Here is a 12,301-nt window from a genome sequence, read left to right as displayed (position 1 = left end):
CGTTAAAATGTCCTTAATCTCCATTATTCAAGAAGAAAAGGAAAAAACTGGCAAGATATGAAAAACGATATCATGGAAACAGTTCTGAAAGGCTTATTAATCTATTTATTTCATTCAGTTTATAATAGGCCAATACCACCCTCTCCACATAATTATTGTACATAAACAAGGTTTAAACCGGACTAAAATTTATAGCGGCATACAATAAGGATCTCAATGCAGCATATCAATCATATTTAATACTTCCTGTTCATTTTCAAATGTTGTGGCCTTGATGTAATAATCGGTAACCAGGTCCTTTTCATACCATCGTAAATAAACTAGGTCGGGATTTTGCTTGGTGAGTTCCTCGATCATGGCTTCATAACACTGGAGAGAAAAAAGCATTAAATCGTAATGCTTTACAGCCAGTTGTCTGATTAATTGAGTGACGAACCGTTCGCTCAAATTTGGCCCATCTTGTCTATGTTTAAGCACCGATGGGCCAAGTATTTTGATACATCGCCTGATCATCTCTTTAGGATTGAAAGAACCTATGGCTTCGAAATCTTTGGCATCAATATCGGCGTAATCACTCCAGCTTTTATTACTGCTTAGGTATTTAAAGAAATTAGTTGCGGCTCTTGTTGACCCAAGTTTAAGAGATGCTTTAATTAAACGCCATTTCAAACGACTTTCGATCTGATGCTTATTAGCAGACCTCTCGGCAAGTTTGAGACAGGCGTGTTTATCCCATATATTTTTTCCGTTAAGGATTGCATTAAATACAGGTTTGAAAAGCCCCCATTGCCAATCCTCCGTAATAAACTTTACCTGCTTTAGTTCACTGGCTAATATTTCAGGACTGGCTCCGAGTGCCACCAAGGTTGTCACCAAGGAGTCTTTGACATCGTTAGGGGTGGATTTCTTTTGCAAATGATCAATCAGCAAAGGAATCGATTCAGTGATTTGCAAAACGATGCAGATACTACAATGGGTTTCCAGAACTCTGGTTTCAGGGAACCTTTTCGTTAGGTTCATCAATATCCTTTTTTTGAATAAACTGACGTCATCAACCTTTTCCAGGATCCTTTGGAAGAGGTATTCCCTATTAACCGGCATTGGGGTCAATTGTACAAAGCCGCTCGCATCGAATGAAACCATATCAAAAAGAACTACTTGCGGCAGCTGGATTAGACCTTGCATAAATAAGGAGCGAAGATGGCGTGCGCCGTAGGTGCCAACATACCTACCATCCGGCGTTTTTTTAAGCGACTTTTTAAAATCTACTTTCCTTAACATCACCTTGTTAACGTAAGACTGCAGCCAGTCTAGCCAATATTGGGGTAATTCTTTTTTCTGCTCAACACCGTAAGCTGTCATTTGTGTAAACACATAATAATCCCAGTTCCATTCGTTGATCCATTGCATAAACGTGTCAAACCCGTTCAGTTTTTGACTTTCGATCATTCGAAAAATGATATTATTAGTCACGATACTTTTGATCTCTGTTTTTTCGCTGCGTTCAAGCATAAACCAATCCTCGTCAAAATCATTTAACCGAGCTACTTCCTTATAAATTCTTTTCGCTTCATCAACGAATGTTTTCTTGCTTTTAAGGAGTTCGAAATCTCTTTCTGTGCGCTGTCGGTTTATTTCGACCCAATTAAACGCAGATTTGGTTACTGGCTGAAAGAAGTCAGGATAGGCTATCGCTATCTTTTCATCAAGATATTTAAAACAATCCCTTCGATCGAAATGATCAAGGAAAATACGTGTCATTCGCAGTGCATCCTTTTCAATCTGACCGCTCTGAACCTGCGCTATGAGTTGGTCAATTAGGTTATTGTCGACTAAATCTGCCCCAATTGAACTACGGTACAATACACTGTCTTCCCCCCGCAATAATGAAAACAAAGCGATTTCCCTGGTGTTCGTCTTAATGAAAAATAATGCTAGGTTACCCCACTTGTTGCCCTCTGAAAGATTAGCATGGATAGCAGCAATGAACGCCGTATATTCATTCAGGATCGTTTGATCTCCAGTCACTAAATATAGGTCGGCCAGCTTTTCATTAATTTTTTGAATAGTTTGGCGTTCTGACAGATCGTAAATGGAGTCCAAAATGATGCTCAGCTGTTCAATATTTTTTATTGCAAATTTCAGCCAAGTGACCGCTCTTTGGGGATTAATAAAAGCGAGAACAATTTCCAGAAAGTCATTTCCTAACACAGTTGAACTATTTGATTCCTTTGGAAATATTATCGAGGCACTCTCAAGGATATAGTTAAAATATTCTTCTGCCGCCGCAGTTTTGATCATCTTTAATGTGGCTTCCCGAACCATTTTATTATCTGCGTTTGGACATTTTCGTACGCAAAAACGGATATCGGCAAGATCCAAAAACAGATGCTTAGTCATGACATCAATTGCCATGTCGTGAATGGCCGGAGTTTCATCTGACTGTACGATATGCCGTAGCTCCTTCCGAAGTAGCTGCCGGTTACCGCCAGTTATGTTTTCGGTTTGAAAATTGAGTAAAATATCCAGTAAACATCTTTGATGAACAGGTGTGCAGTTAGCGTCCTGAAGTTCAGAGAACAGAAAGCTCAGAGCTTCAGGAGTGTGATCAACAAATGCCAAGAGATCCTGAACCTCGTAAGAACCACGCAAATAATATAACCCTTCTTTTTTTCCTTGAAAGATCAAATGTTTGAAAATTACTAGTCGGGTTTCTAACTCAATTTTATCTTTCTCAAACCTCAATAGTAATTCCGGATTATGCTCTTTAAGGGTATGAAAAAATCTTGAGTATTTGTCGTTCGTCTTTTCCATTATGGTGAAAAGGTAATTCGCAGTGTTCACCAGGCGCGGTTTTAGGATGAGAAATACAGGTTCATGAAACAGTAATCGCTGTAATCGGCCCCAATCGAGGCTATCCAGGTAACTGGCAGTCAAATATTCCTGGAAATTATTATGTTCAAAATAAATGGATAACGCCTTATCATTCTCTTCACAGCTTAATAGTGAGCAATAACGAATATCTCCTGCTCTCAGCATTGTTAATTCTTTGAGCTGTCCCTCGACGATTGAATTTCGGCCGGTGAGTGTCAGGTAAACCGCAAGCTTCTTCGCAAATAGCAGGTAGTCTGCTGTTGGCAACATAAATGGATATTTTATTTTGTCCTCCTCCAGCTTTAGTTCGATAATCTGACTGATGGCTTCTGCGCGGTCTTTCGGAAAAGATAACGAGGGATGTTCAAATAAATCCACCAGATTTTTTAGATAGAAAGGATTGTTCAGCAGATCCATCAACCGGGTCTTTTTACACAGATCGTCGAATTTTTTTATGCTGGCAACCGAAAGCCCCCGATCCTGATAATACTTGGCAATATCATATTGATCTAACGGTTTAAGGTATTGCGGTTTAAGACGGCTCATTTCATCTGCACCGTCTCCTATAGACTTTAATGAAAAGCTGCTTCGAGCAGTGGTAACGATATTGGCCGGAGCATAGTTTTGTAATAGAAAATTAAATTGTCCTATAAAATTCTCAAGGAGATTATTAGGAATTTCATCGAGACCATCGAATAACAGCAACAATCTTTGTTTGGGTACCTGTAGCCAAAATTCATAGAATGCGCTGATTAACTTGTCCAAGTCGCCTCGATATAATTTTAACCGGACAATAATAGGAAAAAGTCGGCTGGTCGTACTGTAATGAAAGGCTAGGTAATCCAGCTCTTTGCTCTTTCCCAACCCTGCATCCGAGCGAATAATTACTCTGGCGGGCCTATTTTCCGCATGACAATCACTGATGTGATCTGCTAATAGCTGTGAATCATAATAGGTATATCCATATTTTTTCGTTGGTCGTTCGGGATTAGTTAATTTTCTAGGAATATAGTCACGAACTTGGCCGTAAACTTTTTTTTCAGGCAATCTAATCAGGCTGGCGAAATATGGTTCATAAACTTCTCTTTTTACAAATGCTTTTACCCACAGCTCTCCAAAAAACTCATATATAATATCAACATCGTTTTTAATTTCCTCAGAAATCTCGTTGCTGCCTAATTTTGAAAGTTTTATTCCTTCTGCTTCCAGCAGTTTCCTTTGTTCTTCCAGCGTATCAACGAAGGAAGTATCAATGAGTTCATTAGAAGAAAACAAAACGAATTCGGCAGTCTTGGCAAACCATTTTTGCTGGCTTTTTACGTCGCTGAAAACGTTTATAGCTTTTATGAGGTCATCTCCTGTGAACTGTTCGACCCTTTTGCACTGATAAAGGATGTATTTTTCGTCATCGGTGCGCACCAAGATATCAAGCCCATACTGTTTTTGGCCAGGATATCCGTACAGAGTACATAGTTCCATTCCATAGTTTTTGTAACAATATTTTAAGCAAAGTTGTTCAAACCTGCGGGGAGACAGGTCACCAAAAGGTAAGCGATCAAAATTATATTTAGCGGGTGGCCTGATGCCAAAATCTTCGTAATCAGTTTGGTAATCTCTCTGGTTTAGTTCTTGATACTGATTTGGCATAATAATAAGGTTGAGTTCAATTACTTTAAACGACTAAGAATACGAGTAGGTAAGTCTCTCAGTAATAAAAGCTACAGATTAAAATAAATACTTAAAATAAGATTTTACATCCATATTAAATTTGAGATTATTCATTTACTAATAAGTTTAAAAATACGACCATAAATAATGCTATTATAAAACATTCAAGATTGAGTTGGTTATTGATCTAATCAAAGGTAGTAGAACAAACCCATCGAATAGGATTTCAAGCATGAGAAAGTTATAAATTCAGAGTCGATGCTATCTGATTTTTTTCACAATGCCTTAAATTTAATAAGCCTTTAACAACGAGTTAGGTATTGTAGTTAAGAGTTCACAAGCTTGTAATTCAAAAGCACAAACCAACAAATATTTATTTTGTTAAATATGCATATAACCTTTTGCCATGAAACAGCAACAAATCATCTCGTCAATTCTTGTTACAAACGCAGGTATGAAGGGTCTTGCCATATTTAAATATTGGATCGGCAGAAGAAGATTTTACAGGAGAAGCATTACAGGACTTGAAGGCTTTAAATCTTATGAGCAAATGAGACTCATCAGATTTATAGAATGGCTCGGGGTTATTTTTGCAAATCTCTTGATAATGGGTGGAATATTGCTGTTTCTGCTGTGCCTTATCCCTCCTTATGGCCACCATAAATAGCCTATATGACCATACTCGCGTTAAGGATTGCAGTAAAAAGCCCACAGCGAAGCGAGGACTTGTAACGAAAAGCCTGGGCCAAAGGCAACGCCAAAAAAATCAGGAAATTTTCTTAAAATTAAAAAGCTCCTGTACTTCGATGTCTAAACCAATAGCTATTTTTCTGAGCGTTTTAAGCCGTAAATCGACTCTTCCCTTTTCAATATTTATCAATTGGTGATGCTCGATTTCTGCAATTAACGCAAATTCACGAACGCCAAGATTCTTCGAAGACCTTAATTCTTCGATTTTCTCCCCTAAGCGTAATCGTAAATCATTTTCACTAATTGGCATCAGCGAAATATCATTCTACTTTGTAAAATAAATGGTACATAGTTATGTACCATTTGGAAAAAATTACTTACTTTAGTGTTTTAAGCATCGATTAGATGTGAATACTTTAATTATTTTTGCGATTCTTCATAGATAAATAGAAGCATTCGCACTTAAAACTCGCTCTGGGAAACTGGTAATTTAATGGAAACGAGTCGATAAGTGGAATGCCTACGCTATAGGCGTGGGCTCACTTATTTGTTTCCCGGTATACCAGTACCTCCAGAGCAATAAGTCGGGTTCCACGCCTTCTTTTGCTCCGGCAAAGCAGCAGAAACCCTTCTTTAACGATATACAGGGATGGACGCAAAACTCAAATCAATCAACCGGATCCAGTTACTCAGCGCTGAAGAAGCGTTAGAGCGGATCTTTGCCGGCATTGATTCTCCCGCGCTAAAAAGTGAGCTGTTCAAATGGTTTGCCTTCGGTACCACCGGCAGAGGCAAAGAACTGCACACCTTAACGCCGGAAGAGTTAGGCGACTTCATGGACAAGCTCCCCGACCTGGCCCTTGCCCTGTATAACTACCACAAAGAAATGCAGAAAGGAGCCGACAAATGACCACGATTCACATGAACCAATGGTTACTTGTCATTTGCCCGCCGGAATGACCAGTAACGATAACGGCAGTCCGATCAGTTAATAGTTAAGCTTCCGGCTGCCGTTATTGACCTATCCCATCCATGCCCGAACGGGCATTTCTTCCCGATTTTTTAAACAACCCCAAACACACATGAAAAAAACGATATTTTTTATGGTGCTGGCCACGCTTTGCCTTTTTTTTAAGCTGCCCGCACAGGAACTCAGCCCCCAGTTTTCCCAGACCCTGACCGGTAAAGTAACCGACGAACAGGGCAAGCCCCTGCCCGGCGCTACCGTGCTGCTACAGGGTACCCGGGTACCGGCCATTACCAGCGCCGATGGTACCTTTAAGCTGTTTGTAACCGTCAAGAGCGGAACACTTACTGTCAGTTTTATCGGCTTCCAAAAAGCCAGTATTCCCTTTGAGCATACCAGGACAGCACCCCTGTCCATACAACTGACACCAGACCTCAGCGCCCTCAATGAAGTGCAGGTCATCGGGTACGGAACAACCACGAAAAGATTCAATACGGGGAGCGTCGCGTCCATATCCGCCAAAGAGATCGAAAACCAGCCGGTCAGCAATCCATTAGCGGCATTACAAGGCCGTGCTTCCGGCGTCCTGGTACAAACGACGAACGGCTTGCCGGGAGGAGGCATCAAAGTACAAATCCGCGGCCAGGGCTCGCTGGCCTCCGGTACAGACCCGCTGTTCATCGTAGATGGTGTTCCATTCCTGTCAACCTCACCCTATGGAAGCGGAGCGCTGAATGGCGCTAACGGCATCATCAGCCCCCTAAGTATCATCAACCCCGACGATATCGAAAGCATCGATATTTTAAAAGACGCGGACGCTACGGCGATCTACGGATCAAGGGCCGCTAACGGCGTGGTGCTGATCACCACCAAAAAAGGAAAAAAAGGCGGGGACCGGGTCACGGTGGACCTCACCCATGGCATCAGCAAGATCAGCCGGATAAACCCTGTATTAGGATTGCCCTATTACCTGAAACTCCGGCGGGAGGCTTTTGCCAATGATGGCGTCATCCCAGATGTGAACACAGCGCCCGACCTGCTTAAATGGGATACGACGAAGTCAACCGACTGGCAGCGTTATTTTTATGGCAAAACCGCACAGGTTACCACGCTGCAGACCAGTATCGCCGGCGGTAACGAGAATAACCAATACCTGTTCAGCCTGAATTACCGGAATGAGGGGACCATCCTGCCCGGTGATGAAAACTATAAAAAGGGCGGCGGTTATTTCAATTTCAACCATAGCAGTAATGATCAGCGGTTCAACCTCACCCTGTCCGTCAACTATAATAAAGACAACAACCACACCCTTTATTCCGCCATCAACAGCGGCGCTTTTTCCATTCCCCCCAATTTCCTGGTCCGCAACCCGGACGGGAGCTATAACTGGGACATCAGTAACCCGGTAGCGGCGCTGGAACAAAAACAGCGCAGCAATACAGATTATATCAATGTCAGCACCTCGTTAGGCTACAAGCTGTTCCCGGGAATGGATGCCAAGATCAGCCTGGGTTATAACCGTTACGCATTAGACCAGGTGGCCACCCTGCCTCAGGATTCCCAGGACCCCTCCTTTGACCCCTTGCCTACCGCCTATTTCTCCAACAGTGTTTCCCAGCGTTATATCCTGGAACCACAACTCAATTACCGGAAAGAGATTTCCGGGGATGTGCTGACCGCCCTGATCGCCGGCACTTTCCAACATGTAGAGAATACCGGATACACCCTGGAGGGCGACGGGGTCAGCAACCCCGCCCTGCTGGGTAACCTCGGAGCCGCTAACACCATCGTCAACCAGATTAACACCTACTCCCTGTATAAATATGTTTCGGTCTTTGGGCGGGTAAATTATAACCGGAAAAAAAAATACCTGCTCGATCTCAACTTCCGGCGGGACGGCTCCAGCCGCTTTGGACCGGGTAAGCAATTCGGCAATTTTTACGCGATCGGTGGAGCCTGGATATTCACGGAAGAAAATGGGATCAAAAGAAGCCTCCCCTTTTTGAGCTACGGAAAACTCCGGGGCAGCTATGGTACGACCGGGAATGACCAGATCAGTGACTACCAGTATATATCCAGTTATAATGCCGGAACCGTTTACGGGGGCACGTCGACCCTGTCACCGGCCCGGGTCGCCAACCCGGATTACAGCTGGGAAACCACCCGCAAGCTCGAAGCAGCGCTGGAGCTGGGATTTATCCATGACCGGATCCTGTTCACTACGGCCTGGTACCGGCATAACAGCAGTAAACAGCTGATCGCTTATAAGATCCCCTATCTCGCAGGATTCGCGTCCTACCAGGCCAACTTCCCGGCAGTGATCCAAAATACCGGGTTGGAGCTCGACCTGAAAGTACAAGCCCTAAGCGGCAAGGGATTGAACTGGACCAGCACGATCAACCTGACCCTGCCCAAAAACAAGCTTCAAAGCTTTCCAAATATCGAAGGGTCCAGCTATGCCAACACCTATATCGTCGGCCAGGACCTGAGTGTCAAAAAAGGACTGAAGCTGTTAGGGGTCGATCCGCAAACCGGTATCGCGCAATTCGCCGACATTAATAACGACGGTAAGATCACCACACCCGCGGACCTCGTGGTATTAGGCAAGACCAGTCCGGATCTATTCGGTGGCTGGACCAATTCCTTTTCCTATAAAGGATTCGCGCTTGACGTAACCATGGAGTTCGTGAAAAGGCGTTACCTGGGTTATCAGCCACTGTTAGGAGCCTATCCCTATAACGACCCCTTGTTCGTGCTGAACAGGTGGCAAAAGCCCGGTGATGTCACCGATATCCCCCGCGCCTCCGTGAATATCGTTTCCTCCCAATACAACTCCACCCAGTTACCGGACGCCTCCTACGGCAGGCTAAAGAACCTGGCCATTTCCTATACACCCAAGGCCGCCCTGCTAAAACGCCTGGGCCTGAAAGACCTCCAATTATATATTAACGGCCAAAACCTCTGGGTGATCGCCAACAAACAGCGCTTTGATCCCGAGATCAGCGGAGGAAGCGGAGGCGTGGCTCCATTGAAAAGCATCATTTTCGGTCTAAAAACAACACTATGAAAAATATCCTGAAATACGGGCTGCTATTGCCCGCGCTGCTTATCTTCACCTGCACCGGGTGCAGGAAGATGGCCAGTACCGATCTTCCCCCTAACCAGCTGACGCCTGACAAAGTATTCGGCGACAGCAGTTCCGCGGTCGCGGCTACCGCCAACCTCTATACCCTGTTCGGTACGGTGGATGCCAACTTTATCCGGTATATCGGCACTTATACAGACGAATTGAAAACGACGACCGTCAGTTCCGTGTCCACCGAGTTTACCAATGGATCGCTAACCACCGGCAATACCGCGGTGCTGAGCATCTGGCAAAACCTGTATGCTACGATCTATAAAGCCAACGCTTTGCTTGAAGGCATTCAGCCGGTGAAAAGCCTGCCACCGACGCTGAAAAACACGTGCATGGGTGAGGCGAGATTTGTCCGGGCCTACTGTTATTACCAGCTGGTCAATATCTACGGGGATGTCCCGCTGGTACTGACCACCGCCGTCACCCAAAACGCCAAAGCCGCCCGGTCGCCCGCAAAAGCGGTGATGACCCGGGTCATCCTCGACCTGACCGAAGGTCAGCGATTATTGCCCGCCGCCTATCCTTTTGGCGGGGAAAAGATCCAGGCCAACCGATGGGCGGCCGCTGCCCTGCTGGCCAAGGCCTACCTGTTCAATAACGATTACGTCCATGCCGGAGCACAGGCGGACCAGGTCATTAGCTCGGGGCAATACAACCTGCTGAGCAACCTGAATCAGGTCTTCACCGCGAATAACGCCGAAGCTATTCTCCAATTATGGAATTCCACGGGAGCATCCACCTTAAACTCGGTCCCGTCATCGGGGATTCCCGTCTATCAGGTGTCGCCGCAGTTGCTGGCTTCCTTCGAAACAGGAGACAAACGCAGGACAAGCTGGGTCAATTCCGTAACCGTTTCCGGCCTACAGTATTATTATCCCTATACGTATAAACAACGTAACCCGACTACAGGCCCGCTGGCGGAATACAGCACCTATATCCGGCTGGCGGAGCTGTATTTGATCAGAGGAGAATCCAGGCTGCGACAACAGGACCTCTCCGGCGCCAGAGCAGACCTGAATACCATCCGGCAAAGAGCGGGTTTGCCCGCAACAACGGCGACTACCGCTGATGAGTTGCTGACCGCCATCCGGCAGGAACGGCAGGCCGAGCTTTTCAACGAAGGCGGCAACCGCTTCATTGACCTGAAAAGGTATCAAACCATCGATCAGGTCTTGTCACCAATTAAGCCCTTGTGGAAGCCATCATCGGCGCTCTTCCCTATACCGCAAGCCGAAATACTGAATGATCCAAATCTTACTCAAAATCCAGGATACTAATGAAAACCTTCTATTATTTAAAGATCACCCTGCTCTTGTTGTTAGCGGCAGGATCGTGCTCCGAAGTCCGGAGCCAGGAAAAAGGAACCCAGGAAATTCATATAGGGGAGCATGTACCCGACATTACCCTTCGCGGCTTTTACGGGGACACCCTGAAAAAAGTCAAGCTGAGCGAACTCTACCGGAACAAACTGTTGCTATTGGATTTCTGGGGCACCTGGTGTGCCGGCTGCCTGGAGGAAATGCCCCGGTTAATTGAGCTCAAAAAAGAGTTCGGGGACCAATTGCAGATCGTGGCCGTAGGTTATGAAAGTTACCAGAAGATCGACAGGCTATTCAAAAGACGACCCGACTTAAATTCCAAAGCTTACCTGACCCTGACCAGCGATTCGATCCTGACCCGGCGGCTGTTCCCGCACAAGCTTTTACCACATATCGTCTGGATCGACCAAACCGGGAAAGTGACCATGATCTCCGAGGGCACGGATGTCACCAGTTCCAATATCAGGAATGCGCTGAGTAACCGACCGATAGCGGCAAGTATCAAGCAGGACAAAATGAACCTGGGCACGTCCAGTATTACTGAACCATTCCATATCATGGACACCAGCTTCCAGAGCCGCTCCATATTTACCCGTGCAGTTAAAGGAATGCTATCTTTTGACGCTTTCCTGGGCAACGACGCGAAGGAACCCCGGAAATTTAACCGGATCTTTATGGGTAACCTGACGATCCGGGACCTTTACTGGAACGCTGTTATCGGTCACTGGTACAGCGCGCAAAATTACAGCCGGCTGATCTTCGAGGTTAAAGACTCTCTGAAATATATGCTCCCCCAGTTAGCTCCGATCAGTTTCCGAAACTCTTCCTATACGAGCTTCAGCGCCTGGGCTGATGCCAATTCTTATTGTTACGACCTGAAATTACCCTACCGGGTGGCAGACACCATTTTGCAAAAATACATGATAGCCGACCTCAACCGGTACCTGAATATAAACGGACGGTACGAGCGGCGAAACATGGACTGTTATGTACTTAAGCTGGCCAGGCAGCCAGCAAACCAAAGTTCACAAGGCCAGGCAAATACCTTACCTGACAACGCAAATAAATCAAGCAATTACCAGCCAATAAATATCCAGCAATTGACGGAGCTCTTAAATCACCGCATCGGCTACGGAACAATCATCAATGAGTCCGGGATATCTTTGAGCAAAATCTTCAACGTGAACGTCCAGATCAAAAAGGGACTTACACCAGAGCAGATCAACGCTGTGATTAATCCCCTTGGCTTTTCCCTGGAGGCAGGAAAACGGATTATTCCCGTTTTCGTGATATCAGAAAACGAATAACAAAAATTAAGGAAGCTGCGTCAGGCAGCTTCCTTTAGCACATTAATTATGCCTGATGTAAAGAGCCGATGGCGTAGGATCTACATCCTGAGCCGGAACCGTAGAGGCGCAGGTGGCAGCCAAACCGGCACACCCGTAATCAGCCTTGGCTTCGGCCAGTGAGCGGTTAGGGTCGTAAATACCTCCATCGGCTACCTTTACCTGGTTACCGCTGGCATCTACGGTCTGCCAGTTGAAGTTTACCAGTTTTCCTGCTTTCGCGTCCGAACTGTTCGCAAAAGCCGCAGCAACCCCAATGGTCAATGCGAGGGCGATTAAGCCCGATCTTACTTTTTTCATG

7 protein-coding genes are annotated in these 12,301 nt (G+C 45.4%); 4 read left to right on the top strand and 3 right to left on the bottom strand.

Annotated elements, in window-relative coordinates:
• Positions 1–213 precede the first annotated feature (213 nt).
• Positions 214–4,521, bottom strand: a complete 4,308-nt coding sequence (locus BLR84_RS01965) for an NACHT domain-containing protein (protein ID WP_090463574.1) — start codon at positions 4,519–4,521, stop codon at positions 214–216.
• Positions 4,522–5,308: 787 nt separating this feature from the next.
• Positions 5,309–5,542, bottom strand: coding sequence for a helix-turn-helix domain-containing protein (locus BLR84_RS01955; protein WP_090463567.1), 234 nt, complete (start codon positions 5,540–5,542; stop codon positions 5,309–5,311).
• Positions 5,543–5,881: 339 nt separating this feature from the next.
• Here BLR84_RS01955 and BLR84_RS01950 point away from each other — a divergent pair, with 339 nt between their 5' ends.
• From BLR84_RS01950 to BLR84_RS01935, 4 genes are all read left to right on the top strand, one after another.
• Positions 5,882–6,142 (top strand): hypothetical protein, encoded by a 261-nt coding sequence (locus BLR84_RS01950; RefSeq protein ID WP_090463564.1) that lies wholly within the window; start codon positions 5,882–5,884, stop codon positions 6,140–6,142.
• A 172-nt stretch (positions 6,143–6,314) separates the two neighbouring features.
• Positions 6,315–9,266 carry a SusC/RagA family TonB-linked outer membrane protein gene (locus BLR84_RS01945; protein ID WP_090463562.1) on the top strand — a complete coding sequence of 984 codons (2,952 nt, stop codon included), beginning with the start codon at positions 6,315–6,317 and terminating at the stop codon, positions 9,264–9,266.
• Positions 9,263–10,612: a RagB/SusD family nutrient uptake outer membrane protein gene (locus tag BLR84_RS01940; protein WP_090463559.1), complete on the top strand. Its 1,350-nt coding sequence runs from the start codon at positions 9,263–9,265 to the stop codon at positions 10,610–10,612. Before BLR84_RS01945 ends, BLR84_RS01940 begins: the two co-directional genes overlap by 4 nt.
• Positions 10,612–11,961 carry a TlpA family protein disulfide reductase gene (locus BLR84_RS01935; RefSeq protein WP_090463556.1) on the top strand — a complete coding sequence of 450 codons (1,350 nt, stop codon included), beginning with the start codon at positions 10,612–10,614 and terminating at the stop codon, positions 11,959–11,961. Before BLR84_RS01940 ends, BLR84_RS01935 begins: the two co-directional genes overlap by 1 nt.
• A gap of 42 nt (positions 11,962–12,003) precedes the next feature.
• Here BLR84_RS01935 and BLR84_RS01930 read toward each other — a convergent pair whose 3' ends face one another.
• Positions 12,004–12,300: a hypothetical protein gene (locus BLR84_RS01930; protein WP_090463554.1), complete on the bottom strand. Its 297-nt coding sequence runs from the start codon at positions 12,298–12,300 to the stop codon at positions 12,004–12,006.
• Position 12,301 lies beyond the last annotated feature (1 nt).

It is taken from the genome of Mucilaginibacter sp. OK268 (genome assembly GCF_900103125.1).
Lineage (GTDB): Bacteria > Bacteroidota > Bacteroidia > Sphingobacteriales > Sphingobacteriaceae > Mucilaginibacter.
Note: the sequence above shows the minus strand (reverse complement) of the source record. Positions and strands in the feature narration are given on the sequence as shown.